28 protein-coding genes and 1 pseudogene are annotated in these 24371 nt (G+C 62.1%); 14 read left to right on the forward strand and 15 right to left on the reverse strand.

Translation table 11 applies throughout. The annotated features are described in order from the left end of the window. The first annotated feature begins 246 nt into the window (after positions 1-246). The 4 genes from traC (at position 247) to JJE66_RS34720 (ending at position 3223) form a co-directional block, all read left to right on the forward strand. On the forward strand, positions 247-507 hold the full coding sequence (gene traC / locus JJE66_RS34705) for a conjugal transfer protein TraC (RefSeq protein ID WP_200520291.1): 261 nt from the start codon (positions 247-249) through the stop codon (positions 505-507). Between the two features lie 4 nt (positions 508-511). Then, positions 512-727 carry a type IV conjugative transfer system coupling protein TraD gene (traD, locus tag JJE66_RS34710; RefSeq protein WP_200520292.1) on the forward strand — a complete coding sequence of 72 codons (216 nt, stop codon included), beginning with the start codon at positions 512-514 and terminating at the stop codon, positions 725-727. Next, positions 714-2645, forward strand: a complete 1932-nt coding sequence (gene traG, locus JJE66_RS34715) for a Ti-type conjugative transfer system protein TraG (RefSeq protein ID WP_200520293.1) — start codon at positions 714-716, stop codon at positions 2643-2645. Before traD ends, traG begins: the two co-directional genes overlap by 14 nt. Before the next feature lie 365 nt (positions 2646-3010). After that, complete coding sequence (locus JJE66_RS34720; protein WP_200520294.1) at positions 3011-3223, forward strand: hypothetical protein; 213 nt, start codon at positions 3011-3013, stop codon at positions 3221-3223. Positions 3224-3612: 389 nt separating this feature from the next. Here JJE66_RS34720 and JJE66_RS34725 read toward each other — a convergent pair whose 3' ends face one another. After that, a complete protein-coding gene (locus tag JJE66_RS34725) occupies positions 3613-4803 on the reverse strand; it encodes an MFS transporter (RefSeq protein WP_200520392.1) in 1191 nt (396 codons plus the stop codon). A 443-nt stretch (positions 4804-5246) separates the two neighbouring features. Between JJE66_RS34725 and JJE66_RS34730 the strand changes: the two genes are divergently transcribed. Continuing rightward, positions 5247-6329, forward strand: coding sequence for a serine hydrolase (locus tag JJE66_RS34730; RefSeq protein ID WP_200520295.1), 1083 nt, complete (start codon positions 5247-5249; stop codon positions 6327-6329). Between the two features lie 112 nt (positions 6330-6441). Continuing rightward, positions 6442-7260 (forward strand): N-formylglutamate amidohydrolase, encoded by an 819-nt coding sequence (locus JJE66_RS34735; protein ID WP_200520296.1) that lies wholly within the window; start codon positions 6442-6444, stop codon positions 7258-7260. A gap of 94 nt (positions 7261-7354) precedes the next feature. On the opposite strand, the gene JJE66_RS34740 is transcribed toward JJE66_RS34735, so the two are convergent. After that, positions 7355-8233, reverse strand: a complete 879-nt coding sequence (locus JJE66_RS34740) for a protein-L-isoaspartate O-methyltransferase (RefSeq protein WP_200520297.1) — start codon at positions 8231-8233, stop codon at positions 7355-7357. A gap of 212 nt (positions 8234-8445) precedes the next feature. Between JJE66_RS34740 and JJE66_RS34745 the strand changes: the two genes are divergently transcribed. Continuing rightward, entirely contained in the window at positions 8446-8934 is a 489-nt protein-coding gene (locus tag JJE66_RS34745) for a hypothetical protein (protein WP_311980233.1), read from the forward strand. Continuing rightward, a complete protein-coding gene (locus JJE66_RS34750; protein ID WP_200520298.1) occupies positions 8934-9224 on the forward strand; it encodes a hypothetical protein in 291 nt (96 codons plus the stop codon). Before JJE66_RS34745 ends, JJE66_RS34750 begins: the two co-directional genes overlap by 1 nt. 183 nt (positions 9225-9407) lie before the next feature. Here JJE66_RS34750 and JJE66_RS34755 read toward each other — a convergent pair whose 3' ends face one another. Beyond that, the gene (locus tag JJE66_RS34755) at positions 9408-9809 is read right to left on the reverse strand and encodes a hypothetical protein (protein ID WP_200520299.1); all 402 of its coding nucleotides are present in this window, start codon (positions 9807-9809) and stop codon (positions 9408-9410) included. A gap of 339 nt (positions 9810-10148) precedes the next feature. Here JJE66_RS34755 and JJE66_RS34760 point away from each other — a divergent pair, with 339 nt between their 5' ends. The 3 genes from JJE66_RS34760 to JJE66_RS34770 all read left to right on the forward strand — a co-directional run bounded on the left by JJE66_RS34760 (position 10149) and on the right by JJE66_RS34770 (position 11113). Then, positions 10149-10313 carry a hypothetical protein gene (locus JJE66_RS34760; RefSeq protein WP_200520300.1) on the forward strand — a complete coding sequence of 55 codons (165 nt, stop codon included), beginning with the start codon at positions 10149-10151 and terminating at the stop codon, positions 10311-10313. Between the two features lie 151 nt (positions 10314-10464). Beyond that, positions 10465-10722, forward strand: a complete 258-nt coding sequence (locus JJE66_RS34765; RefSeq protein WP_200520301.1) for a WGR domain-containing protein — start codon at positions 10465-10467, stop codon at positions 10720-10722. Positions 10723-10834: 112 nt separating this feature from the next. Then, positions 10835-11113: an HU family DNA-binding protein gene (locus tag JJE66_RS34770; protein WP_200520302.1), complete on the forward strand. Its 279-nt coding sequence runs from the start codon at positions 10835-10837 to the stop codon at positions 11111-11113. 45 nt (positions 11114-11158) lie between these two features. Here the strand turns inward: JJE66_RS34770 and JJE66_RS34775 are convergent, their stop codons facing one another. From JJE66_RS34775 to JJE66_RS34785, 3 genes are all read right to left on the reverse strand, one after another. Beyond that, a complete protein-coding gene (locus tag JJE66_RS34775; RefSeq protein WP_200520303.1) occupies positions 11159-11305 on the reverse strand; it encodes a hypothetical protein in 147 nt (48 codons plus the stop codon). 63 nt (positions 11306-11368) lie between these two features. Continuing rightward, a complete protein-coding gene (locus JJE66_RS34780) occupies positions 11369-11680 on the reverse strand; it encodes a DUF736 domain-containing protein (RefSeq protein WP_200520304.1) in 312 nt (103 codons plus the stop codon). 750 nt (positions 11681-12430) lie between these two features. After that, the gene (locus JJE66_RS34785) at positions 12431-13357 is read right to left on the reverse strand and encodes an ArdC family protein (RefSeq protein ID WP_200520305.1); all 927 of its coding nucleotides are present in this window, start codon (positions 13355-13357) and stop codon (positions 12431-12433) included. Positions 13358-13652: 295 nt separating this feature from the next. On the opposite strand from JJE66_RS34785, the gene JJE66_RS38560 reads away from it, so the two are divergent. Further along, a complete protein-coding gene (locus tag JJE66_RS38560; RefSeq protein WP_283818552.1) occupies positions 13653-13775 on the forward strand; it encodes a hypothetical protein in 123 nt (40 codons plus the stop codon). A 434-nt stretch (positions 13776-14209) separates the two neighbouring features. On the opposite strand, the gene JJE66_RS34795 is transcribed toward JJE66_RS38560, so the two are convergent. Further along, the gene (locus tag JJE66_RS34795; RefSeq protein WP_200520394.1) at positions 14210-15070 is read right to left on the reverse strand and encodes a DMT family transporter; all 861 of its coding nucleotides are present in this window, start codon (positions 15068-15070) and stop codon (positions 14210-14212) included. A 174-nt stretch (positions 15071-15244) separates the two neighbouring features. On the opposite strand from JJE66_RS34795, the gene JJE66_RS34800 reads away from it, so the two are divergent. Next, positions 15245-16609 (forward strand): PLP-dependent aminotransferase family protein, encoded by a 1365-nt coding sequence (locus JJE66_RS34800; protein ID WP_200520395.1) that lies wholly within the window; start codon positions 15245-15247, stop codon positions 16607-16609. Between the two features lie 452 nt (positions 16610-17061). On the opposite strand, the gene JJE66_RS34805 is transcribed toward JJE66_RS34800, so the two are convergent. The 6 genes and pseudogenes from JJE66_RS34805 to JJE66_RS34825 form a co-directional block, all read right to left on the reverse strand. Next, positions 17062-17595 (reverse strand): AAA family ATPase, encoded by a 534-nt coding sequence (locus tag JJE66_RS34805; protein ID WP_200520306.1) that lies wholly within the window; start codon positions 17593-17595, stop codon positions 17062-17064. Between the two features lie 286 nt (positions 17596-17881). Beyond that, positions 17882-18469: a hypothetical protein gene (locus JJE66_RS34810; protein ID WP_200520307.1), complete on the reverse strand. Its 588-nt coding sequence runs from the start codon at positions 18467-18469 to the stop codon at positions 17882-17884. 389 nt (positions 18470-18858) lie between these two features. Then, positions 18859-18999 carry a hypothetical protein gene (locus tag JJE66_RS34815; protein WP_200520308.1) on the reverse strand — a complete coding sequence of 47 codons (141 nt, stop codon included), beginning with the start codon at positions 18997-18999 and terminating at the stop codon, positions 18859-18861. 261 nt (positions 19000-19260) lie between these two features. Beyond that, positions 19261-19451, reverse strand: a pseudogene (locus JJE66_RS38310) (hypothetical protein); the annotation flags it as partial. A gap of 75 nt (positions 19452-19526) precedes the next feature. Then, positions 19527-20414 (reverse strand): DUF7007 domain-containing protein, encoded by an 888-nt coding sequence (locus JJE66_RS34820; protein ID WP_200520396.1) that lies wholly within the window; start codon positions 20412-20414, stop codon positions 19527-19529. Positions 20415-20540: 126 nt separating this feature from the next. Continuing rightward, positions 20541-22220, reverse strand: coding sequence for a ParB N-terminal domain-containing protein (locus JJE66_RS34825; protein WP_200520397.1), 1680 nt, complete (start codon positions 22218-22220; stop codon positions 20541-20543). A gap of 445 nt (positions 22221-22665) precedes the next feature. Between JJE66_RS34825 and JJE66_RS34830 the strand changes: the two genes are divergently transcribed. Beyond that, complete coding sequence (locus tag JJE66_RS34830; RefSeq protein ID WP_200520309.1) at positions 22666-23013, forward strand: hypothetical protein; 348 nt, start codon at positions 22666-22668, stop codon at positions 23011-23013. Between the two features lie 262 nt (positions 23014-23275). Here JJE66_RS34830 and JJE66_RS34835 read toward each other — a convergent pair whose 3' ends face one another. Further along, positions 23276-23482 carry a cold-shock protein gene (locus JJE66_RS34835; protein WP_200520310.1) on the reverse strand — a complete coding sequence of 69 codons (207 nt, stop codon included), beginning with the start codon at positions 23480-23482 and terminating at the stop codon, positions 23276-23278. 223 nt (positions 23483-23705) lie between these two features. After that, positions 23706-24185 (reverse strand): GNAT family N-acetyltransferase, encoded by a 480-nt coding sequence (locus JJE66_RS34840; protein ID WP_200520311.1) that lies wholly within the window; start codon positions 24183-24185, stop codon positions 23706-23708. Between the last annotated feature and the right edge of the window lie 186 nt (positions 24186-24371).

The raw sequence follows: 24371 nt of genomic DNA on the forward strand, positions 1-24371 counted from the left end.
GCGCGATCCCGAAGCGAACGAACACTCTGTTCGTCCGGATCGGCCTCGCCTATTCGGGGCGGGAAGCAGGACGTCGCGCCAGCGACGTATAACTGCGCCCTTGGAAGCCGCTCCTTCGGAACGGCGGGATGATCTTCCAAAGCGTCGGCTTCGCCGACCCCGTTAATTACCCGGGTCGCGCTTCGCGCTCACCCCGGCTTTCCTGTCTGGCGCTTCGCGCAAAGCAGATAGGAAAGGTCTTCCGGAATGAAGAAACCCTCGCGGCAGATCAGGGACGAAATCGCTCGCCTCCAGGAGCAGCTGAAGCAGGCTGAAACGCGGGAGGCCGAGCGGATCGGCCGGATCGCGCTGAAGGCCGGCATCGGCGAGTTCGAGATTGACGAGGAGGCGCTGCTGTCGGCCTTCGAGGAGATCGCCAACCGCTTTCGCGCGGGTGGCTCCCGAACCACGAAGACGCCTCCGACGGTCACGTTTGGCGCGTCTTCGGGCGTGGCTGAACAGGGCTGAACGCATGCGCCGCTCCGACGCTACTGACGTCCGCAAGAAGGACACGCGGGAGAAGATCGAGCTCGGTGGCCTGATCGCCAAGGCCGGGCTGCGCTACGAGAAGCGCGCGCTGCTGCTGGGTCTGCTGATCGACGCCAAGGAGCGGCTTCGCGGCAATGAGTCGGAACGCGAGCGCCTGATGGCGATCGGCGCGAAGGCGTTCGGCCATGAAGGCAAATAAGATCGCGCTGGCGATCGCGCCGACCGTTCTGATGGCGGGTTTATGCCTTGCCGCCACCGGCGTCGAAGCCTGGTTTGCGAAGTTCGGAGCAACGCCGAACGCGCGCCTGGTGCTTGGCCGGATTGGCATCGCCATGCCCTATGTGTTGGCCGCCGCGAGCGGGGTGGTCTTCCTGTTCGCGGCCGCTGGCGCGACGGCGATCCGCTCCGCCGGCTGGGGCGTCGTGTTCGGCGGCGTGATTGTCGTCGCGATCGCCGCTTCACGGGAGACCGCGCGCCTGCACTCCTTCGCCGGCGCGGTGCCGACCCGAGACCGCCTTCTCGCCTACGCCGATCCGGCGACCATCGTGGGCGCGACCATCGTGGCGCTCGTGGCTGTATTCGGGCTGCGCGTCGCGATGAAGGGCAACACCGCCTTCGCGGCCGCCGCTCCGCGCCGTGTCCGCGGCCGGCGAGCCATCCATGGCGAGTCCGACTGGATGACAATGACCGAGGCTGCGCGGCTGTTCCCGGAGTCAGGTGGCATCGTGGTCGGGGAGCGCTATCGCGTCGATCGGGATGCCGTCGCCGACCAGTCCTTCCGCGCCGATGATGCCGAGACATGGGGCGTCGGCGGCAAGTCGCCTTTGCTCTGTTTCGATGGCTCCTTCGGCTCGTCGCACGGCATTGTGTTCGCCGGTTCCGGCGGGTTCAAGACAACATCGATCACGGTGCCGACAGCCCTCAAATGGGGCGGCGGGCTGGTCGTCCTCGACCCCTCCAACGAGGTCGCGCCAATGGTGAGCGCGCACCGGCGGGACGCAGGCCGGCAGGTCTTTGTCCTTGACCCGCGCTCCTCGACAATCGGCTTCAATGTGCTCGATTGGATCGGCCAGCACGGCGCGACCAAGGAAGAGGACATTGCCGCCGTCGCATCATGGGTCATGACCGACACTCCGCGCCAGGGCTCGGCGCGGGACGACTTCTTTCGTGCCTCGGCGTTGCAGCTGCTGACCGCACTGATCGCCGATGTCTGCCTGTCCGGTCATACGGAAAAGAAGGACCAGCACCTTCGCCAGGTCCGCGCCAATTTGTCCGAGCCGGAACCGAAATTGCGCCAGCGGCTTCAGACGATTTACGACAACTCGGAGTCCGGATTCGTGAAGGAGAATGTCGCGCCCTTCATCGCCATGACGCCGGAGACCTTCAGCGGCGTCTACGCAAATGCGGTGAAGGAAACCCACTGGCTCTCCTATGCCAACTATGCCGCGCTGGTGTCTGGGGCGAGCTTCACGACGGCCGAGCTCGCGGATGGCGGTGCGGACATCTTCATCAATCTCGACCTGAAGACGCTGGAGAACCATGCCGGTCTCGCCCGGGTCGTCATCGGCTCGCTGCTCAACGCCATCTACAATCGCAATGGCGAAGTAAACGGTCGCACCCTGTTCCTGCTCGATGAGGTCGCCCGTCTCGGGTACTTACGCATTCTCGAAACTGCGCGCGATGCGGGACGCAAATACGGCATCACCCTACTGATGCTCTACCAGTCGATCGGCCAGATGCGGGAGGCCTATGGCGGGCGCGACGCGACCAGCAAATGGTTCGAAAGCGCGTCATGGATCTCCTTCTCGGCGATCAATGATCCCGAGACGGCCGACTATATCTCGAAGCGTTGCGGCGACACGACGGTCGAGGTTGACCAGCTGAGCCAGTCCTCGCAGATGTCCGGTTCCTCCCGGACGCGATCCAAGCAGCTCGCGCGCCGGCCGCTCATACTGCCACACGAGGTCCTGCGGATGCGGACCGATGAGCAGATCATCTTCACCGCCGGGAACCCACCGCTGCGATGCGGACGCGCCATCTGGTTCCGGCGCGCCGACATGCGGGCGAGCGTCGGAGAGAATAGATTCTACCGGAAAGAAGCTGGCCGCCGTCGCTGATCATCGTGAAGTCGCCGATGACCCACGAGAGGATCGTCACGCGAATGGGCGGAGACCGCGTGCGGACTCCGGGAGAGCCGTTCCGTGGCGCCACTAGAGCCGTCCTCGAAGGGGCTCGCACGATCCCTCATTGATCACGGGAGGAGTATTGCGCGATCTTCGTTGTCATCGAGGAAGTCGAAATGGAAACTTGGGCCTGGGCCGGCATGTCCGTGCCGGATATCGGAACACGCTCGCAAAGGCGTCCGGCGCCTGATATTGTGTGGCCGCAGGCGGGCCTCTGACCCGCCGTCTTGCATGCACCCAGAAAACCTAGCGCCGGGTTCCCTGTTGCCGTATTGTAATCGATTTCGGGGAGCGAGATTATGACTGAACGGAAAGGGATTGCCAGAACGCCGCGCGAGCATTTCAGGCGAACCGCAGAAGACGAGCTAGAGAAGTTTGTACGCAAAGAAATTGCATTTCAGCAAGCCGAGCGCAGCGAGCGCGCAAGGGAGCTGCGCCTTCCTGTTCAGAAGGAGACCGAGTTTTCCCGGTCTGAGCCGAGTTCGAAGCCGGTTACACGGCGATTCCTCTGATTGCGTCCCAACTCAAGCGCTCATGATGATGGGCGCCCGGCGGCCCCGTGATCGCCGCGATACGGCTTGCCTTGCAGGTGTCGGGACTCGGCCCTCGGCTGTTGAGATCGGGCTAGCGCAGGCGCGGGCGGGCCAGACTCGAGGCGACGATCGACGCCAAGGCCTTCTACCAACGATGCGATTTTCGAAGCGTGAGCCGAAACTTTCTGCCTCATGGGCTCGGCGGTGAGCCGATCGAATTGTGCGGATGGAATTGTGAACTTCGACGTTCACCGGTCGCAAAGCCCAACCTTGAACATCAAGGCGGCAGATCATCCCTCACATCGTTTCGGCCGTCAGTCTCAGGGAGACAGCGGAGGTCCGATACGCCCCTCCGAAAGCATGAGCACTCAAATGCGCGGGCGTCTGCCGCGGCCGGTCCATAGGCCAACGAGCGCGGTGGCGATGAAGATCGTCACCCCACAGGCCACGTAGAGGCCAGCTTCAGTTGCGTTGGGGACCAAGGTTGGCAGAAGGAAGATGACCCCACCGAGACCGCCCGTCAGCAAAGTCGTGAACGCCTGAACGCGTCCGATCAGCGCCGAATCCACAACGGTCAAAAGATCTCCGTTCGCGGCTGCCCGTGACAGGTTCCAAAGCATTCCAGCAACTGCATACAGCACAATAGCAACCAGCGGGTTGGTCACGAAGGATAGCGCGATCAAGGCGGCCGCGGCGCCAGCGAGAATGGTCGCTGTTGCTCCGGCCAGTTTCCTGGCGAACATCGGCATCCCAGCGATAGCGAGAGCGGCCATGCCGGCGATCGCGGCCGTCATCTCAAGTGTGCCGAAGAGATTGCTGCCCCCACCAAGCGAATGGATAACGAAGCCAGGCAACAACAGATTTGTGATCTGGATCACGGCGAACGCCAGCCCCACCGTGACCGCGGCGGACAGGCTTTGCGGCTCGTTCAGAAGATAGCGCAACGCTTCACGCGAGGCGGAAAGCGGGGTCAGGCCTTTCATCGACCTGTGACCGCTTGGGGTCCGCGTGAGCGTCCCGAGCAGAGGCAGAATGGCCAACGCAATGCAGGCAGACAGGACCGCCGCAGTCGTGCTGCCGAGGCGATCGATTGCGTAGCCAGCGGCACCTGTCCCTATGGCAAGCCCCGCCTGATTGAAGAAGGACAGCCGCATGTTGGATATCATGCGCTCGGCTTCGGGAATGAGTGACTGGAGCAGGCCGCTCATCGCGCCTGCCAGCAGCGCGTAGCCTAACGCCCCGAGAACGGCTGATAAAACCAGGAGTGGACGTGAGAGCCCTTCGGGCAGGACTTGCACCAAGGACAAGACAAGAAGACCGGAAGCCCTGATCGCTTGTCCCGCCGCGGTGACTGTGAGACGGCTGTATCGGTCGACGATGTACCCGCTGAGCGGCGCGAGAACGAATCCAGCGACGCTCGAGGTTAGCAACACAACGCCAACCAGGCTCGATCCGCCCGCGTGGAACGCGATCCAGGCCGGCAAGACGATGCCGACGCCGACAATGAAGAATGACGCCGAGGAAAAACCAACAAAGCAGATTCGTTGTGTCGCTTGCATATCCAATTCGCTCCCCGCGCTCTCCTGGAGGACCGCTACGCCGTTCCCTCAAGTCGCCCCGGGCACGGCCACTTCAAGGCGGAAGGGCCAGAACACGACATGACATGTCGGACCGTTCCTTGTCTTTACGGGCTTGCTCGGTAGCATTGGCTTGATGGCCCCCACTCCTCGTCAGCGAGCTTGTCACGCGTGATTCGTGCCCCTGATCACGGGGTTGAATCACGACTTGGAGGTCAGGCTCAGCCTGGCTCGCCGAGGAAACGTATGGTCGCTGTCCGCCTCGTAGCCGACGCATTATACTCTCTCGGAGTTTTGGCGTTCATGACCCCAGTGCTGACCTTCACTGGAAGGCGTCTGTTTGATATAGGGGAGACATCGCAAGATGAGGTCGTTCGGCCGTGCCAAATCGTCGCCAGATACTTTCAGGACTAGGAGCAGCAGCCGTGGTGTCCGCCAATCCTGCGGGCGTTGCGGCAGCAACGGCTCAATTCCCGCCTGATAAATTCGCCACTGACGTGATCCGACGGCTCGATCAAGCAGTCGCTGAGCGGCGCGTGTGGAATATCCATGGTGTCGTTGTTTTTCAGAACGGAAAGCTGATCGTCGAGCGCTATTTCGAAGGTCAGGATCGCGAGAGAGGTGTTGGCGACCTCGGAACGGTTAAGTTTACAGCGGAGACGCTCCATGATCTGCGATCCTGCTCGAAGAGCATCGTGGCTTTGCTTTATGGGATCGCTCTTCAACAAGGGAGGGTACCTGCGCCGGAGGCGAGCCTGCTTTCCGGATTCCCTGAGTATCGTGATATTGCCAATGAGGAACGCTCGCGCGTGACCGTCCATCACGCGCTCTCAATGACGATGGGCACGGATTGGGATGAGAGCAGCTTACCTTATGTCGATCCGCGCAACAGCGAAACCGCAATGGACAACGCTGCCGACCGTTATCGTTACATTTTGGAGCGACCAATTGTCGATAGGCCCGGTGCGCACTGGAGCTATTGTGGCGGAGCGACTGCGTTGCTCGCGCGCTTAATCGCAAAAGGGTCAGGGAAGTCACTGCATGACTTCGCACGCGAGTTTCTTTTCGATCCGCTCGGCATGGGACCGACGCAATGGGCCAGTGGGCCTGATGGCGAGCCATTCGCCGCGTCAGGCGCCCGCATGTCGGTTCGCGACCTCTCACGGGTCGGAACGTTGATGCTCTCCGCGGGGCAGCTTGATGGCCAACAGATCGTTCCCGCGGAGTGGATCACGCGCTGCACGACGCCGGTGATCAGTTCCGACGAGCTTCGCCGTTACGGATATCAATGGTTTCTTCTCGATGTAGCTTTTGGGAAGCCGAAGGGGTGGGCGGCCGGCCGCCTAGAGCGCATGTGGATGGCACAGGGGGAAGGCGGTCAACGCCTGTTCATCATTCCTGCGTTGCAGCTCGTGATCGCTTTGACGGCCGGAAACTACGGGGCCGAAGATCAGTGGATTCCGCCGACGCGCGTACTACGGGAGATCGTTTTGGCGAGCATATCCTAGCCTTCTACACGTCGACATTTGCCCTTCTTTGACCATGGGCAATGTCTGCTCTTCGGCCGATCGCTTAATGAGTACATACCCCAGCCAATTCCACAGCGAAGGTGCGCTATCCATGAATGATCCATCAGCTGGTCCGAATGGAGAGTGCGAGCAGCTATATCGAATAGAGCGACCAGCTCCGAAGAAATCCCTCCCCGTCATTGCCAGCATACCACACAGCGGCACCTTCGTCCCGCTATCAATCGCCGATGCATTCACGCCACTTCATCTGAACTGGCTGAGAAACACTGACTGGCATCTCCCGCTGATCTACGATTTCCTGCCTGAATTGGGCGTTACGACTATTGCGGCTACACACAGTCGGTATGTCACCGATCTAAACCGAGATCCTGAAGGATTGTTATTTGGTTCCTTCAACGAGGCCGTGATTTCCGATTCGATGTTTGATGGAACGCCCATCTATCGGAAGCCTCCGGATGAACAGAGTCTTCGGCAACGGCTGGTGAAGTATCACTCACCTTACCATGAAGCGCTGTCCGAGCTTATTGACCGCATGCTGATAGTTTGTGAGCGGGTTCTGCTCCTTGACTTGCACGCGTTCTTTGGACCGATCGCAGACGATGTCTGCATCGGTGACCTACGGAGCACGTCGTGTCGGCAAGAGACGGCCAGTTTGGCAAGCAATGCTTTCAAGCGACAACGCTTCCGGACGGTCTGCAACGAGCCGTTCTCGGGGGGCTACCTGATCCGGAGACACCACAACTCTTCGACGGAAGCGCTACAGATCGAACTGCGCTACACCACGTATCTGGATTGCACGCACATAGACAAGCCGATCCGACCGCAAGTCGATCCGATGCGGCTTGCGAAGCTAAAGCCACGGCTTCGCGAGGTATTCCGAGAAATTGTCGAGGTTTGGCGCAATACGTAATCGTGCGTCCTGAGAGACCGTCTTGGGAGATAATTTGTCTGAGTCGAGGAATGCCCTGTGTGAGACGGCTTAGCGCGATCGAAAATCAGCCCGATCATTTCAGGACGGCGGCATCTGCTTCGGCGGCGTCGCGTTCCAACCAAAACCCTCCCGCTTGAAACCAGACCTTTTCGGCATCGTCAGAGCTGGGATCACCGACATGCAGTGCGCGAATCGGAACTTTGCCGGGCGGCAGGCCTTCGAGCACGACGTGCAGACGTCTTCCCGCCTCGTCGTCCCGTCCGCCGATGCAAGGATAGACAGAAACGGCACCAATCGAAGAGGCCTCGAACCGGTCTCGACGCCGGATCACGCGAAGAACAAAGCCCCTCCAGCAAGGGTCGGTCAGCGGCATCAGAAGCCGGCCGCCTCCGACCAGGCGATCAAGCCAGAGGCGGGATGGGTGGGTGGATCCGGCGAATACGACGATGACGTCAAGTTCACCAACATCCACCGTCCGACCGTCGCCTGCGACGACATTGACCTGCGGCCAGTTCACGAGATTCGCTCGGGCCTGCGAAGCCAGCATTGGGTCGGTTTCAACTGCGGTCACGCGGCCAGCGGGTCCGACAATCTCAGCCAGCACGGCGGAATAATATCCGGTCCCGGCACCGACCTGGAGCACGCGTTCTCCGCGTGCGATGTCGAGATGCTCCAAGTTGCGGGCCCAGAAGCTTGGCATGCCATTGTTGAGATTGCGGCTCGCATCGATCGTCACGAGAACGTCATGGTAAAGCCAGCGCGGGTCGATATCTGGGGTCAGGAACGCGTCGCTGTACGGGTCCGAGATGATGCGCCACGGTCCGGAGCCGACGAATTGCTCACGCGGAACAGAGGCAAACGCCTCGATCAGCTGCGGGTTACGCAAGACCGGGACTTTGTATCGCAGGTCTTCGGCGTACCAGCGGCGCGCTGCTGCCAGCGTGTTGTCCATGAAGGCTCCCCTGTTGCGATACAGACGATGCGCCTGAAGTCCGCCCACGCGGACACGTCAATAGTTTTTCAACCGCTGTCCGCGCTGCGCCAGGAGAAGCGCATAATGGTGTGACCATGGAACGATTGACGATAGCTTACAGGGCTGATGACGCAGTTGGCCGCGCGGCCGACGTTGCAGCCGCCATCGATGCACTGTCCAATCTCGAGCTCGTGCGGCTCAAAGCTCTGGCGCGGTTGTGGAGCCGCGATCTGCCGGGAGGGCTGGGCTGGAGCGATATCCTCCACGAGGCGATTGCACGTGTCCTCGATGGCTCGCGTTCCTGGCCGCCCGACGTCCCCATCCTGGCGTTCCTATCCGGTGTGATGCGCAGCATCTGCAACGACCATTGGCGGCGTGCGCGGCTCGAGCAACGGCTGCTTGTGAGCCGCGATGATCCGGACCAGCGAAGCTGGCCCAGCGAGGAGGCCGATGAAGTGCCCGATCCGGAGCGGGTCCTGGCCGCCGCGCAGACGTTGGCCAACGTCTATCGGCTGTTCGAAGACGATCCGCTGGCGCTGAAGATCATTGCGGGCATGGCCGACGGTCTGGCGGCCAGAGAGATCTGCAAAGTCAACGGCATATCCGAGCTCGACTACGACACGACGCGACGGCGGATGCGACGGGCTCTGCTGCGCGAGCAACGGATCTGGAGCAAGTGATGACACGCTGGCATCCAAGCCTCGATCTGGCCCGCCTGCTCGAAGCACTGAGCGAGGAAATCCTCGCTGCGACCGATGAGGAGGTCCAGGAGACATCCGGCCTGCAAGGATGGACAACCGCCAACACGGCCCTCGAAGTCAGAAGCCTGATCAGGATCGCGCGCGCGGATGTAGAGGACAATCTTGAGCAAGATGTTGATCAGAACTTGAGCGACGAGCTGGGCGAATCCGGAGCAGGGTTGCGCCCGAAGCGGCGCCGCCGGTGCTGGTCGCACAATCAGCGGCATTGAGCGCGAGTACGGAGGACGTCAAGTGCGGCCGACCTTGAGCGGCGAGGCGTTTTTTCACCCGTGTTGGCGCCTTAGGGCTGTGGCTACAAGATCAATTCCGCGAGTGTGGATTTCTCGAGCCGGCCGAAGCAGACCGAATTCGAGAATGACATCCCTGTCCCATGCGGACGGCCCAACATCCGGCTACGCATCGGGGAAGTTGGTGCGTAAATAGTCAGTTGCTGCTTCCGCCGTAGGGAACGTCGCCAGTTGCTGCGGCGCCTCATCTGGCCGCTGCGCCTGCCGGACCACCAAGACCTGATCGGCATCGAAGCAAACGCAGGGGCGCTCCCGGAACTTGAGCCACTCCGCCTGCTTCGCCTCGGCCAATGCGCATGCCGCATCGTAATCGTCCGCGACGCCCAAATGAGTCGAGCGGTCCCACGCGCCCCCATTCAGGCACCGCACCTCGATGCGGCCATCCGCCAACGTGACACCATAAGGACGATCCCACCATTGATCGAGCTGCGCCTGGCTTCGCGCGTCGTTCGGCGTCTCGTTGAAAGCCCTCGGCAGTTTAGGGTCGAGCGGAATTCGGTTAGGCATTGTCATCTCCTGATCAGGCCGAAATTGCCAGAACGCGAGCTAAATTGGGAGAGCTAGATTTGGGGCTACGCCGGTGATCATGTCACTCACGGTCCGCGCCCGCCGCCTGGCTCTTTTCGACCGCGCCGTGACCCTTAGCGGGATCTATCATCGTTCCAGGCGAGATCACAGACCTGTGAGATACCGTCGTCTGAACCTCAGGGAAGCCACCCTGGGGATTGGTGAGGACTTCTCTCGCCGTCGAGCATGTTGGGGGCGATTGGCATATGTGGCGGTTATCGCGTCGCACCCCGACATCCTGACCGAGACATTCGCCGTCTTCGTATGAAGAGCAGAATTGTGGACATCGATGCGCCGGAATTGAGCCCGCCGCGTTGTGAAGCGGAGCCAGCCAAGGGCGAAGATGCAAGATTCCTCCTGCAGAAACTCCTCAACCGGGGAGCGTTCTCGCTCGCCGGCAACGTGATGGACGAGGATCGATATGGCCGCAAGCTGGGACGGTAACCGCGCAACGGCCGCCCGATCAGGGAAGTGTTTTCCAAAGGACTGGCGCGACATCGCGGTGCGATTGATGCATTAAAAAAATGAATCGAACTGCCTGTTCGATTCAAAGAAGTCATTGGACCTCGCGTCCGCAGGAAGCGAGAATCCGTGCATGCCGAAACTCAAGCCAGGGCCGCTTCACCTTCGCCGCATCGACGCCACCCGCAACATGCGGCGGTTCTACTTGCTTTCGATCCAGCCGACCCTGTTCGGCGGGGTCTCGCTAATCCGCAACTGGGGCCGGATTGGCACGAGCGGGCAGGTCATGATGCGAACCTTCGAGGACAGCGCGGAAGCGGGCGAGGCGTTCGAACGGCTGGAGCGCGCCAAGCGCAGGCGCGGATACGCCTCTGCTGAGGAGAAGGTCTGAGGTTTTGTCAGTTTTCCGGGGATTACGGCTCCCGCTTCCGATGTCTGCTCTGTTCGTCCGGCGGTCTTGGTGTCAGACGGAAGAAAATCGAAGCAAGATGGAGCCTGTTCCCATGACCACCGCCAATGAGATTGCCGAGAAGATTGCCGCCGAGAACAGCCTGACAAAGACACAGGCGAAAGCAATCGTCGACGGCGTGTTCAAGGCCATCGCCGATGCAGCCGCGAGCGGGTCCGAGACAAGTATCGCTGGCTTCGGCAAGTTCAAGGTCAAGGACACGCCTGCCCGTGAGGGCCGCAATCCGTCGACCGGCGCAACGATCGCGATCGCAGCTTCCAAGAAGCTCACCTTCACGTCAGCCAAAGCCATCAAGGACGTCCTCAACGGATGAGCGGAGCTGTTGCACGCCGTGCGGTAAGTCGCTCGACGAGGGGGCTTACGCCCCCTCCTCCTTCGGCGCGAGTGCTTCGTTCCGCTGGCGGATGAGGTCGGCCAGTTCGGCTTCGAGCGCCTTGCGCTCCGCGGGCGTGAACAGGCATTCCCGCAGCTCGGCGCGCAATTCCTCGATGGTGTCGACGGTCATGAGGGCGTCTCCAATTGAAAGGAAGAAGGCCCCGCCTCGCGGCGGAGCCCTCTGGCTGTGGCCTCAGTCCCGGTTCGGCCGGGACCAGATCAGCTGCAGGCCTTCCTCGCCTTCGACCTGGATCAAGGTGGCGTAGATCGGAGCGGGGAAGCTCGGGTCGTCCAGCTTGACCGAGAGGTAGTCGCGGCCCTCGTTGGAGACCTTCTGCCAGGCGGCGCCCAGTTCGACGCTCGCCCCCGCGAAGATGCGGAAGTGCGGGCCCTTCTCGGAGGGGTTCTCGACGCGGACCAGCTTGGCCTTGACGTTGAGGTTCAAAGTTTTGATGACGCCGGAGAAGCCGTTGCCCGTGGAGGTAAATGTGCCGATGGTAGCCATTGTCTCATTCCCTTGGTTTTCTCGGGCCGCGCCTATCGCGACCTCGATGGCGGTCGTGAGACCGGAGGCGATCGACCTGCACCCGAAGGGCCGAAACAACGTGGAGGGCGGCCGGCAGCGACTTTCTTGAACCGCGAGGAATGGCGCGCAGCGCCAGGGGAAGAAAGTCGAGGACGGACGTTGCGGGGACAAGATCGAGAGCCCGCGTAGCGGGATCGGCCTTCGGTCAGACCAGCCTCTATCGAGGACGCAGATGGGTGTGCCCGTCGCGAAAGCACGTGGAATGAAGACAGGCGCCGCTGGCCATTCGGATCTCGAGGCAACGAGCACAGGCAACGAGACGCGGTTTTCCTCAACCAGGCACTTTGGCGCCGCGCATCCCCTCGCGAGGGATCGCCGCTGTCAGCATTCTCGGCGCGTCTATCGAGGTCGCTGCGGCAAGATCGCCAACGAGCCTGCCGACGTGCTTGTCCTGCGGATGAACCTCACCGCACCATTCGATGCCGCCGATCAATTGCGGAGGCGCCATCCTCGGTGATCTGCCATAACGCAATGGCGAACGGCATCCGCGAGAATCGGCCGCGAGGCGGGGCCTCCTTTCAATTCGACTTAGCTTGCGACCTACAAAGACGCCAGGCGCAACGAGCGCGACGAGCATGGTGGAATGCGCGACCGCGCGAGGGGACATCGCGCACCGGGCGTTTGGGGAGGGCATGACGCCCACCCCTCGCGCGCGCGGAGCATGAGACATCAGGCCGCTTCCCGCTCGCTTTCGGCTCGTGGCTGAAGGCTATGGAGATACGCAACCGCGCGCTGCGCATGGGCCGCAGCGGAGAAGATTGCACGCCTATCGTTGCAAAGAACGGTTAGCCAGCTTGCCACATAAGCCGCGTGGTCGGACCTAGGCTCGAGTTCAGGGACGATGCCAAGATCGGCGCAAACGAGCGCCGCCCCAATTTCGGCGACAAGTTCTTCCCGCGCCGTCTCGCTGCGATCTTTCGCGTAGCGGCTGAGATCGCGGCCGACGCGACGGGAATCCGCCGTCCAATGAATGTGCTCGTGGCTCAGCACCGCCACGTATGACGCGGCATCACGGAAGCTCTCAAATTTCGGCATCTGGATATGATCGCTCGACGGCGAATAGAACGCTCGCGAACCGCCATGCCGGATTACGGAGCCGGTGTTGGCGAAGAAACGATCGGCGTGCTCGATCCGCTCGACGGGATCGAGGATCGGCGCCGGCCGGTTATAAAAGTGTTCCGGCAGACCATTGATCTGTTCGACGTTGAACACGCTGTAGGCCTTGAGAAACGGGATGTCCCGTTCGATCTCACTGCCGTGTTCGTCCGTCTCTGTCTTGGTAAACCGGCTGGCATAGATGACCGTCGAACCCGACTCACCTTTGCGGACATGGGCTCCGAGCTCGATCGACTGCCTGAAGGTCATCCAGATCGGCGAGGTGAACCCGCGCGCCAACCCTTCTGACCACAACAGCAGCACATTCATCCCCGTATAAGGCTCGCCATTGTGGCGCAGCGGTCGGGTGATCCGGCCGGTCGCATTACCGGCGCTCCAGGGCTGCACCCAAGGCCGCACGCCATTCTCCAGGTCGGCGACGATGCGATCGGTGATCCGCGCGTACACGTCAGTGCGGCTTTGTTCTTTCTTCCTGCTCATTTTCTGAACCTCCGTTGGAGGCCGCGCTCATCGCGGCCCGTCACGGGGTCCGAAGCCGGGGAATTCAGGGGGCCGGCGCACCCATAGGCCGAAACGAAGTGGAGGGCGGCGGAGCCGCTGCGCCGACCACCGGCCCCGGCAAGACCGACAGCGGGACGGGATGCGATCGGCATCCCTCACCTTCCCTCACCGCCCCTTTCGCCCCCTGCCTTCTTCCTGGCATCGTGATCCGGAAGTTCGACATTGCGGACAGATTTCCGCCGAGGTGAGGCGGGCGAGCCGCCATGCTCCGCCCGTGACCGACACGATGCTCGCCGCGACCGCGATCGAGCACGATCTCTACCTGGTCACACGCAACGTGAAGGATACGAACTCGCCTGGCGCGATGGTGTTCGATCCGTGGAACGACGATGCATAGATGTTTCCCTTGAGTCCGCGTGCTGCGCGGCACCCATAGCGACATGACAGATGAAGAGCATCGAACTCTACGCGACCAAAGGTCGTGCCACCGGTCAAAGAAATGGTGGCGGAGGCAAAAGCGCCCGTGTGAGCTTGCGAGCCGTGCCACGACCGAGGCCGGTTTGATCTGAGCTCCCTCGCACATATTTCGTGCTGTGCATGGCGCGCTAGCGGACCTGAACGGCCCCGCCGGGCGTTCAGGTGTCGTCGAAGCGGCCGGGCGTTCCGCATCTGCCGAATCGCAGTGAGGGTTAGCTTGCTTCTGCAGCCGCGGAGCTGGTTCTTTTGAAAGGCAGAACGAGCCGTCCTGCACGTCAACCCGCTACCTCAGACGGGCAGAATTCTTCGGACATATTTCTTCCCACAGATTGACGTCGATGAGGACGCAAGCGGTCAGGCGAAGCGCTTGGCGCCGGCCACGCACAGTACGACGACGATCGTGGATGCCATCATGGTCCAGGTGATCGGTTCATGAAGGAACACGGCCGCCAGTGTCAGCCCGAAGAAAGGCTGAAGGAGCTGTAACTGGCCCACACCGGCGATGCCGCCGAGAGCAAGACCGCGATACCAGAAGACGAACCCAACCAGCATACTGAAGATCGAGACATAGGCGAGGCCGATCCAGGCGGAAGCGCCAACGCCGTCCCAGTTCTGCGGCAGAGTGAAGAGGGCAATCGCGGCCATCAGCGGAAGCGACAGCAATAACGCCCAGGAGATGACCTGCCAGCCGCCGAGCCGGCGCGAAAGCGTCGCGCCTTCGGCATAGCCGAGCCCGCAGAGCAGAATGGCGGCGATCATCAAAAAATCGCCGACGAGCGATCCGCCGTCACTTCGCGAAAGCGCAAAGCCGGCGACCGTCGCCGCTCCAACGATCGAGAACAGCCAAAAAGCCGGTTGCGGTTGCTCCCCGCCACGCAGGACGCCGAAGATGGCTGTCGCGAGCGGCAGCAGGCCGATGAAGACGATCGAGTGCGCCGCCGTGACGTGTTGAAGCGCGAGCCCCGTCAGCAGCGGAAAGCCGATCACCACGCCGAGCGCCACGATGGCTAACGAGAATGCATCCCTGCGTCCGGGGCGCGCCTGCCGAAACGCGAACAGGAAGACCGCGCCCAGCAAAGCGGCGATCGCCGCGCGCGCGGAGGTAAGGAACAGCGGCGAAAAATCCAGGACGGCGACGCGCGTTGCTGGCAGCGATCCGCTGAAGATGATCACGCCCATGAGACCGTTGCCCCATCCCGCAGTTGTTCGTTCCATCGAATCCTCCCTTTGCTCGACCCTTGCAATAACGGTCGGAAGTTGGCGCGAACAGGAACAGTGTGGTACAATTTTGCCAATCTGTATGGATAACATTACCCATACGGTGGTGATCCATACAGTTGGCCGGGCTTGATCGTGACGAACGGAGAGATGACGCGGACGGAAGCGCTGATGAGCGTCATCCGCGCCAAAATTGCGAGCAGGGTGCTTGGCCCTGGGGACCGCCTGCCCTCGGTTCGCCGCTTCTCCGAGAGCATGCGCGTCTCGCCGTCCACGGTGGTCGAGGCTTACGACCGCCTGGAAGCCGAGGGCATCATCCGAGCGCGGCGCAGCTCCGGGTTCTACGTGACCGGCGCCAATGTGCCGCCGATGGCCTTGGCCGAAATGGGGCCGTCGCGCCAGCGCAGCGTCGATCCCTTTTGGGTCTCCAAGCAGTCACTCGATGCCGACCCCTCCGTCCTCAAGCCTGGTTGCGGGTGGCTGCCCGCCGATTGGATGCCGAACGCCGCGCTGCGCAGAGGGTTGAGGGCGCTTGGTCGGGCCGATGACGCCGTACTTTCCGATTATGGGAGCACACGCGGCTCTCTCGTCCTGCGCCGCCTGTTGCTCGGCCGGTTTGCCGACGAGGGCATCACTGCGACGGCGGATCAGATCATGCTGACGGCTTCGGGGACCCAGGCAATCGACCTGATATGCCGTTTGCTGCTGCGGCCTGGTGACACCGTTCTGGTGGACGACCCCTGCTACTTCAATTTCCAGGCGCTGTTGCGCGCGCATCTTGTCAGAATTGTCGGCATTCCCTTTACGCCAACTGGTCCAGACACATCTGCCTTCGAGCAGGCCATCGTCGATGAGAGTCCTCGCCTTTACATTACCAATTCGGCGCTCCACAATCCTACGGGTGCCAGTATCTCGCCTCAAACCGCGCATCGTCTGCTGAGTGCGGCCGCTGGCCATGGCCTGACAATCGTTGAAGACGACATCTTCGCGGATTTCGAGCCAACATTGTCACCGCGCCTCTCCATTTTGGACGGCCTCAACCGCGTCATCAGGATCGGCAGCTTCTCCAAGACGCTCTCTGCCTCCGTGCGTTGCGGCTATATCGCCGCCCGCGCGGATTGGATCGAGGGCATTGTCGATCTTCAGGTCGCTACGAGTTTCGGCGGCCCGAGCCCGGTGGCGACCGAACTGATCGCCGGCGTTCTTGCCGGCGGCAGCTATCGCAAGCATATGGATGAAGTGCGTCAGCGTCTGACGCGCGCCCGAAAGGAGGCGATAGATCGGCTCGCGCAACTCGGTCTCGCTCCCTGGATCATACCGCGCGGCGGCTTTTATCTATGGTGCCGCCTGCCCGACGGTCACGATTCGGCTGTGATCGCGCAACGCAGCATCGAGGAGAAAGTCGTTCTCGCGCCAGGAAACGTGTTCAGCGTGTCGCAGTCCGCGACGTCGTTCCTGCGCTTCAACGTGGCTCAACTCAGCGATAAGCGTATCTTTGCGGTGATCAAGAGAGCGATGGAGAGATGCACGCGATAATGATCATGATCGAGATGCTTGCGAGGCATAGTGGCCGAAGCCTTTGGAGAAGCCGCCGCAGCATGCTGGCTCGCACGGATGCGCCGGATTGGCGCAGACTCCTTAAGGGGCGAGGGCACCACGACCTTCAGGATGGCGCGACACATGAAGGTCGTGCGGCCCGGGGCCGATTTGAATATCGGAGCGATCTCACAGTTGAGCTCCATCAATGAGCGTTGGGCGATGGCAGTTAGCCTTTGGCTCGTCTTCTGTTCAGGTCGACCATGCACTGTACCCCGCTGAGGCAGGCCATTCTTTGCAAAGTCCTGATCTTGCTGATCGCAGTACTCGGGTGCACCCCCTCGGGAGTGCAGAAACGCTGGTGGAACAGCGACACAATTGACCGCCCTCAACGTCCGTTCCGCGGTAAGATGTCTGCGGCGATATCCGATCGCGGAGCTGACGCCTCGCGCCTAGGCACCGAGGGTGGTCAGGACGAAGTCAGCACGGGCGGAGGCGGTCGCCTTGGGTAGGATGACGACCTCGTAGCCAAGTTTGGGAAGCTCCCTCTCCAGTCGTTCGTACTCGTCGATGCCAGCCTCAAAGGCGTGGCGTCGTTCGGAGTCCATCACATAAATTTCCTGCCATGGCGGCGCGAGGAAGACGCGCCGGTAATAGGGATGCTGCGCGTTCAGCGCGGCCAACACAGGTTCCTCAGTCAACCGCTGCAGCGCCAAGGCGGCATCGATTAGTCCGCGGTCGAAAAACACCCATCCCGAACTGGCGTTCGCCGCATCACGGTCGGCAAGAGCGGTGGCAATAGCCAGACGCGTGAACGCCAGCGCGTCTTCCCACGGCAGCGCCCGGCCGCCGGTATCAAGTTCATGCTTCACGATGCGACGGCCAGGCTCTTCAACGATCTGATGACCGCGCATATGAAGTTCGCCGAGCAGCGTCGACTTGCCGCCGCCTGAACAGCCAGAGATCAATACAAACCGCTCGTGCAAAGCTCTCGCCTTTCATTGTACGTGCCGACTCGGCCTTGGACCGCGATAGTCAGCAGTTTCGTGGGAAGGGGTGTCGCTCGGAGACAGCGCTCGACGAGCAGTCGGCATGCTACATCCTGCCCGCTATGACCGCAATCCGCCCTATCAGTCATTGATCACTCAAAGTGACCATGCCTCGCAGATAACATAAGCGACTGAAAGCATTACTGATGTTTCCAGTAGGTGCGAACACCCTTAGAATCCGCGCAGCAGAGAAGGGCGAGGCCGAAGCCTCGCCCGGTGCGGCTCAACGGAACGCCGCCATCTGCACCTCGGCTGCCTTGCGACCGATGGTCTGCCCCGGCTTGTCGAGCGGACGCTCGAAGGGCTTCCAGGCCTCACCAACGACCTGCTCGTAGGCTGCGACGGCGCCTTCGGCCGCCATGCGCAGCGCGTGCGACTGCAGGGCCATGTCGGCGGCGAACTCACGCTTGCGCTGCGCGGTGCTGTCGAAGCCAACGGGACCGTCGAGGTCCTCGTCACGAGTGTCGTTGGCGGTCTTGGCCGTGGCGTCGCGGGCTTCCGTCACCGCGCGGCTGTAGAACTGGCCGGCCCCGTGGGCGGAGCCGACATAGGCGCCGACGATCCGCTGGAGATGGATCTGCATCGCCCGCTCGCCCATGCCTTCACTGAGTGCGCCGGCCGTCTCGATGATCAGGCGCTCATGGAGATCGCGGATGCCGTCGCTATCGAGGACAATGAGGCCGAAGCTTTCGGCGATGAGGGCAGCCTGGGCGGCGTCGGGGCAGGCAAGCCTGACCATTTCGAGGGTGGTGCCCTTGCGGAGCTGGACGACCTTGGCAGGCTGACGTGGAGTGCGAGCGGTCTTGGTCATGGGGAACATCCTTTCCTTTGGTTTTTCCCGGAAGGCTTGGGCCGGCTCCTGCCGGTCCTCCCTTCGGGTGCGATCGGAAAAAACCGGCGGAAAGACGGGCGCTTCAAGGTCCGGGCCTGCCGAATCGAGCGGAGCGGGTTTGCGGACAAGCAGGGCTTTTCGCCCTAGCGCAGGACGCGGACCCGCTTTGCCGAGAGCGGCGGTCCCGGCCGCAACGCGGCGCAATAGCGGCCTTGAAGCGCCCGGCCGCCGGTTTACGAGCGCGACAAACCCGAGGGGAGATCCGGCGGACCGGAACGGTGAAGAAAAAACCGGACGGAAAGGATCGCCATGACCTGCCGCGAACTCATGCATCGCCTCAGGTCGAGAACGGGGCAGCTTCTTTGATGTCAGGCGATTCCGACTGTGCGCGTCCAGACCTCCGGCCGCCAGAGCCTGAGGTCCTCGCTCTCGGCGCGGTAGACCTCAGGATATTTCCCCGACTGGAGATTCGGAGAGGCGGTGCACGACAGTTGCCATGCTGCGGGCATGTTGTGATCCACAGCGAAGATGTCGGACACGTCGAATCCGCCGAGGTTGTCGACATCCTACCAGGCCAGAATGAAAGTCGCGACGCGCGCACGACTGGCCGGTGTTGCTCTTGTCAATGCGGAGCGGTCGTTCGAACGCGCACGCGTGTTGTTATCCATGGTCGCGATCCCCACAGATGCGCGATGGCACAGCAAGGCCGGCCCGATGCACGGAACGCCAGCATCAAGCCGATCGGAGGGAAGCCCGTCGCGAACACAGTGCGCCTCTGTCGCAGCATCCTGCCGGGCGAGCTTGCAGGACAGTGCGTCGATCTCCGGCTGGCGTTCTGTCGTGATCGCCGCAAGATCCGAGCGATACGCTCGAGGAAAGCACTCGGGTCCGGCGCCCTGCCCCGCCGGTAACTGGCGCGTCTCGGCGTCAGCTGCGGGATCAGTGCCTTCATCCGCTGCATGATCTGGCGATCGATCAACTCGAGCTGGCGCCTCCTGCATGCGGTGAAGAAGCGCCAGGCCACCCGGGGATGGGGTCATGTGACCCTCCCGGTCTGCCAGCCAATGAAGTCCGATGGCCCGCCATAGAGCTGGTGCCGGGTCGGGTCGATCACGAAGCCAAAGCGTCCAACCTCATAATCGGAGGATGGAACAAGGAAGCGCCGCTCCTCCGTTCCAGCTCCGCGCCTGCCGCCAGGCGTTGCAACGCACTCCACGAAGCCTTCGCAGCGACTTGAGCTGATCGCCGAAATGACGATCCAGTCGTTGGCATGTTTTAGCGTGAAGCTGCGACGATCCTTTTCGTAGGACTCTCCCGGTGCGAGCACCGTGCCGAAGATCCTCTCCCAGGCGTCCGGCCAGGACTCCTTGATCGTCCGTTCGGCGCAGCGGCGCTCGAACGCGGTGAAGAGATGCGGGAAGGTGATCGCAACGATCGCCCATTCGGAATCCTCCTCATACCACCCGCCCTTCGATCGCAGCGTGGGATGGACCTTGCGGTTTCGCTCGGCCGAGAGCCTGAAGCCTCCATGTCCGGCCGTCGAGTGTCGCTCGACACCTTCGGCATATAGGGTCGCGCCCTGCGAGGCGCCCCAGGGCGTGTGGGCGCGCGAATACACCTCGACGCGGCCGAGCATTTTGAGCTCGCGCTGATGCTCGGCGTTTTCGAGTACGGCGACGCGGAATGCCGCCTCGTCGGCGATCTCGCCGGAATGGCCGTAGAAATCGCTGCGCTTCCATTCGGCCATCGGGCGGGAGATACGCCAGGCGGTGACAAGACAATGCCGGCCGTCGCGGCTAGGTGCCATCGCGAAAGCCGCCTCGCCGACAAGCGCGACGAGAAGGCCGTCAGCGCCGCGGCCGAAAGCGACTTCGAGAGCTTCAGGCAAGGTTTGCTTCTGGTGTGCGGGAAATGACGCATCCATGCTGCGGTCCTGCTCCTCGGTGATTTGCGCGGACATCGTGTCCTCCGTGTTTACTGATGTGTGAAAACAGAACCGCCGCCGGCATTGCCGGCGGCAGATCGTTCGGAACAAGAAAGCGGTGGGCTGTTATTCAGCCGCCTCCCTGAACGCGGCGGCGTCATCCTCGGCCGGGTCATCGCCGATGCCCGCTGTTTCATCATCCACCTCGCCGGCGTCGTCCGCGACGGTCGAGCTTGACGACAGCCATGCGGAAAGCTTCGTCGGGTCCGGTGCGAAGAGCGCGGCGGAGTGGACAAAGCGGCCGTCCTTGAAGTGTTCGACAAGCGCAGCGCGGGTGTCCTTCGCGCGCTGACGCGGAAGGACCGCCGTGTCCTTGCACGACGCCTCGAGCGCGGGGCGCGATAGGCACGAGAGAAAGCCCTCAGTACCCATGTTGGGCAGGAAATCGTCCGCGCCTATCATCTCGCCGGCGATACGGGAGACGATGCCGCTGTTGGTGGCGTTCTCGCGGCACGAGAGCACATCGCCCAGCATGGCGCGGGCGGCGATGCGCAGCGCGTCCATGTCAAAGGCGAGCTTGCCGTCGCCGTCGAACAGCACCGCCGCGTGCTTCGCCAAGCGGCTCTGGCCGCAATAGAGACCACCGCCTCCCATCGTCACTGAGACGTTCTGGCCGGCGAAGGCGAGGATCAGCAGCGCCATCAGCGCGCCGTCCTCGATCGGCGCGCGGCCGAGCGCTTCGCGCAGCGCGTCCGTCCGGTAGTCGCCGATGATCTCGACGCCCTTGCGGGTGACGTCGGGGCGAGGCTTCGACACCCCACCGAGATCATCCGGAACGCTGACCGTGCCCGGTGCAGCCTTGCCCTTCGGCCTTTTTGCTTCGGGCATGCGGTAATGCGCCGTCTGCACGCGGCCCTCGCGGTCGAGATACATGGCGGTGCAATCGGACTTCGTCGGCTTGCCATGCACCCGTTCAGCCTTCGGCGGCAGCTTCACCTCTCCCCAGTTCGTGGTCTCGGCGATGATGCCCTTCTTCGGCAGGTTGTTCGCCATCCACTCATGCTGCGCGCCGAGAAAGGCCTCGACATTCGTGGTGTAGCGACTGTCCTCGTCGGCCGGAGCAAACAGGTCCTCGACCCACTGGATTCCGTACGCCTGTGCGAGATCGTCGCCGAAGCTGGCGTGCCGGGCATACATGCGCGTCTTCTGCAGAGCCTGGGCCACGCTCCACCAAGACACCTGCGGGTCCGCCTTCGATGGCTTATGCTTCTTCCAGACCTCCTTCTGCTCGTCGGGCGACGCAGCGGCGATAGTGCGCAGCTGCTGCTCGTTCGGCATGTCGCCCTTGGCCATGTGGTCGAGCATGGCGGGCAACACATTCGCGAGCAGACGCAGCTTCCTGATCTGGCGTACGGGCAGCGTCAGCGCGACGCCGATCGCCTCCTCGGTCCAGCCAAGTGCCACGAGGCGCTCGATCGCCCGCCACTGGTCGACCGGGTTCAGCGGCTCGAAGGCGATATTCTCAACCATCGAGCGCATGGCGCCGTTGTCGTTGGCTGCCTCCTCGACGAGCACGTCGATTTCCTCGAGGCCGGCCGCGATCGCCTGTTTCACGCGGCGGTGGCCGGCATTGATGATGTAGGCGTTGCCGCCGTCGGATTCCGGCGTGATGAGGGGCGGCTGCACGATGCCGACGGCCTTGATCGTCGCAAGCAGCAGCGCGTCCGCCTGCGCCGTGGATTTCGTCTGCCGCAGGGGGTTGGGGTTCTGCTTCAGCGCGCGCGGATCGACCTTGATGAGACGCATGGAAATGCTCCTGTTGGGGTTGCGGACCGGCTCGACCGGCCTTTTTCGTCTTCTTCCCGAAGACATCCCCCCGGCCCGCGGAGCGGACGGGCCGGTGCAACTGCGGCCGAGCACCCCTGCCCGGCAGGACCAGCAGGGCTTACAGCCCTGCGCAGGACGACGGGCCGGGATCGCACAGGCGGCGGTTGAGCTTCAGCGCCAGCGGTCCGCCCGATCTGCGAGCGGGCTGGTTTCCTGCTTTTCTCCCCTCCTCCCTTTCCTCGTCCAATTTCCCTTGAACTGCCATGGTGGCCTGTTGAGTTATGGGGGAAGAGGCATCTGACTTACGACCTCAAGGCGAGCAAGACGGCGTGTGGGTGGGTCGAGACCCTGCCCATTTGGCCGTGCGGAGCCCTGATCGGCTTCGAAGACACACTGCTCGAAGACCCGCGGAGAAGAAACGTAGATGAACGACAAGACCGATCTCGAAAACAGAGTCGTCGAAGCAATACGACACTATCGCGAAGCCCTCGCAGCGGTGGAACAGCTGGAACAAGAGGACGCTTGCGCACTCCAAGCCCTGAGGAACACGCTGCTGGATTTGGGGAGCGCCATGCAAGACGAAGCAGCGCCCTCTCCCAAGAATAGCCTGCTTGAGATTGGCTCGGCAGCGGTGTCGCGGTCGGACAAGGCGTGGGCCACCCTGAGTGAAGCGACTGCGAGATTGGATGCCATCCGCCTGACGTTGGCCGCCCTGGTGCAGCAACTGGGATATATTCCCGAAGTTGAGATGCGGGCTGGAGATCCAGCCTAGCTCAGGAGGTGCGCGAGCTCGACTGTACGGGATCGCTGTCTGGTGTCCATCGCCATGCGTTTCACAGCGCGCGGGCATAGATACCATCCACCGCACCGCAGGGTGGCGCCCAACATTGCGCAAAAACAAACGGCCCTGCCACGGCTGAGAACGTGGCAGGGCCGGCATTCCAACTTGCAAAGGTTCGGGCAACTACCACGCTCGGCAACCGTAGGGCCGATATCCTAATCTAATGTTCTGACTCTGGGAACACCGAGCGGTGCTACCCAAGGCGAAGACTTTCTGCTGCTTGCTTGCCGCTGCGGTTCGTCCCCAGTTCATAGCTGACCTTCGCTCCTTCAGCGAGCGAAGTATAACCGGCCTTCTCTACCGCCGAGATGTGGACGAAAACATCATTGCCGCCGTCGTCCGGTGCAATGAACCCATAGCCTTTGGTCGGGTTGAACCATTTAACAGTCCCTAATGCCACGTCATTCGCTCCAAAAAAGAAAACACTTCGAAATCTAGATCAATCAACGCCGCGTCCGCAAGTCTCCTCAGCAGGATAGCCGCCTATCGAGGCCCAACGGCTTGCCATGCCTTTCAAGATTTTCTGGGAGCGATATTTGTAACAGAAGGGCCGCAATTCTCTCGCGATTCCCGCGAATTTCTGTATCGATGGAGACTGGAGAGGCACGACGTCCATTGTGGAACTATGTTTGTGCCATTTCCATGAGGACGATTTCAATCGGCTCTCCCCCAACACCATGGGAGAAGTCTCCTTTCTGGATGGCCCTAAAGCCATGACGCTCATAGAACCCCTGCGCGTTTAGCGTGGACTCGATCTTGATCGGTCCTGAATGTCCCCTCGCCGCGTTCTCGACGCCGGCTTCGAGAAGTCGCCTACCAAGGCCCCGGCCTGCTGCCTTGGGCAATAGAAAGAGGCGCGTCACCTCGCCAGGATCTGAATCGACAAATCCCAACACCTCTCCACGCGCCTCGGCGATAATCGTGCGACCCTTCTTGATGATGTCCTCGTAGTGCTGGGCTGTGCGTTCTCCCATCCACCCGGCGAGCTGCGAGCTCGTGTAGTGGCTCTTTCCGAGCCCCTGAACGGATTGCAAGGTCACGTCAAATAGCGACTGACCGTCGCCAGCACGAGCGGGACGCAAAACGATGTCGGGGTTGTTCATCAGCTACTTCCTGCAAACCAGGAACAGGAAGTCACTCTCTCAGAGTCTGCCTGAAGCATTTCTGCAAAAATGTTGCGCAGAGTGAACGTTAGCCAGGCTTCCAAGACTACTTCCGCCGGATTGCTGCAACCGAGCGGCCCGACCAGTCAGTTGTCGCGGCTGCTCGGCCAGCACCTGAGCTGGCCG

The organism is Bradyrhizobium diazoefficiens (assembly GCF_016612535.1).
GTDB lineage: Bacteria > Pseudomonadota > Alphaproteobacteria > Rhizobiales > Xanthobacteraceae > Bradyrhizobium > Bradyrhizobium diazoefficiens_C.

Excerpts from the sequence above, each read along its gene's own strand:
- traC (WP_200520291.1), top strand. The coding sequence starts at position 247 with ATGAAGAAACCCTCGCGGCAGATCAGGGACGAAATCGCTCGCCTCCAG.
- traD (WP_200520292.1), top strand. The coding sequence starts at position 512 with ATGCGCCGCTCCGACGCTACTGACGTCCGCAAGAAGGACACGCGGGAG.
- traG (WP_200520293.1), top strand. The coding sequence starts at position 714 with ATGAAGGCAAATAAGATCGCGCTGGCGATCGCGCCGACCGTTCTGATG.
- JJE66_RS34720 (WP_200520294.1), top strand. The coding sequence starts at position 3,011 with ATGACTGAACGGAAAGGGATTGCCAGAACGCCGCGCGAGCATTTCAGG.
- JJE66_RS34725 (WP_200520392.1), bottom strand. The coding sequence starts at position 4,803 with ATGCAAGCGACACAACGAATCTGCTTTGTTGGTTTTTCCTCGGCGTCA.
- JJE66_RS34735 (WP_200520296.1), top strand. The coding sequence starts at position 6,442 with ATGAATGATCCATCAGCTGGTCCGAATGGAGAGTGCGAGCAGCTATAT.
- JJE66_RS34740 (WP_200520297.1), bottom strand. The coding sequence starts at position 8,233 with ATGGACAACACGCTGGCAGCAGCGCGCCGCTGGTACGCCGAAGACCTG.
- JJE66_RS34750 (WP_200520298.1), top strand. The coding sequence starts at position 8,934 with ATGACACGCTGGCATCCAAGCCTCGATCTGGCCCGCCTGCTCGAAGCA.
- JJE66_RS34755 (WP_200520299.1), bottom strand. The coding sequence starts at position 9,809 with ATGCCTAACCGAATTCCGCTCGACCCTAAACTGCCGAGGGCTTTCAAC.
- JJE66_RS34765 (WP_200520301.1), top strand. The coding sequence starts at position 10,465 with ATGCCGAAACTCAAGCCAGGGCCGCTTCACCTTCGCCGCATCGACGCC.
- JJE66_RS34770 (WP_200520302.1), top strand. The coding sequence starts at position 10,835 with ATGACCACCGCCAATGAGATTGCCGAGAAGATTGCCGCCGAGAACAGC.
- JJE66_RS34775 (WP_200520303.1), bottom strand. The coding sequence starts at position 11,305 with ATGACCGTCGACACCATCGAGGAATTGCGCGCCGAGCTGCGGGAATGC.
- JJE66_RS34780 (WP_200520304.1), bottom strand. The coding sequence starts at position 11,680 with ATGGCTACCATCGGCACATTTACCTCCACGGGCAACGGCTTCTCCGGC.
- JJE66_RS34785 (WP_200520305.1), bottom strand. The coding sequence starts at position 13,357 with ATGAGCAGGAAGAAAGAACAAAGCCGCACTGACGTGTACGCGCGGATC.
- JJE66_RS34795 (WP_200520394.1), bottom strand. The coding sequence starts at position 15,070 with ATGGAACGAACAACTGCGGGATGGGGCAACGGTCTCATGGGCGTGATC.
- JJE66_RS34800 (WP_200520395.1), top strand. The coding sequence starts at position 15,245 with ATGAGCGTCATCCGCGCCAAAATTGCGAGCAGGGTGCTTGGCCCTGGG.
- JJE66_RS34810 (WP_200520307.1), bottom strand. The coding sequence starts at position 18,469 with ATGACCAAGACCGCTCGCACTCCACGTCAGCCTGCCAAGGTCGTCCAG.
- JJE66_RS34815 (WP_200520308.1), bottom strand. The coding sequence starts at position 18,999 with ATGCCCGCAGCATGGCAACTGTCGTGCACCGCCTCTCCGAATCTCCAG.
- JJE66_RS34820 (WP_200520396.1), bottom strand. The coding sequence starts at position 20,414 with ATGGATGCGTCATTTCCCGCACACCAGAAGCAAACCTTGCCTGAAGCT.
- JJE66_RS34825 (WP_200520397.1), bottom strand. The coding sequence starts at position 22,220 with ATGCGTCTCATCAAGGTCGATCCGCGCGCGCTGAAGCAGAACCCCAAC.
- JJE66_RS34830 (WP_200520309.1), top strand. The coding sequence starts at position 22,666 with ATGAACGACAAGACCGATCTCGAAAACAGAGTCGTCGAAGCAATACGA.
- JJE66_RS34840 (WP_200520311.1), bottom strand. The coding sequence starts at position 24,185 with ATGAACAACCCCGACATCGTTTTGCGTCCCGCTCGTGCTGGCGACGGT.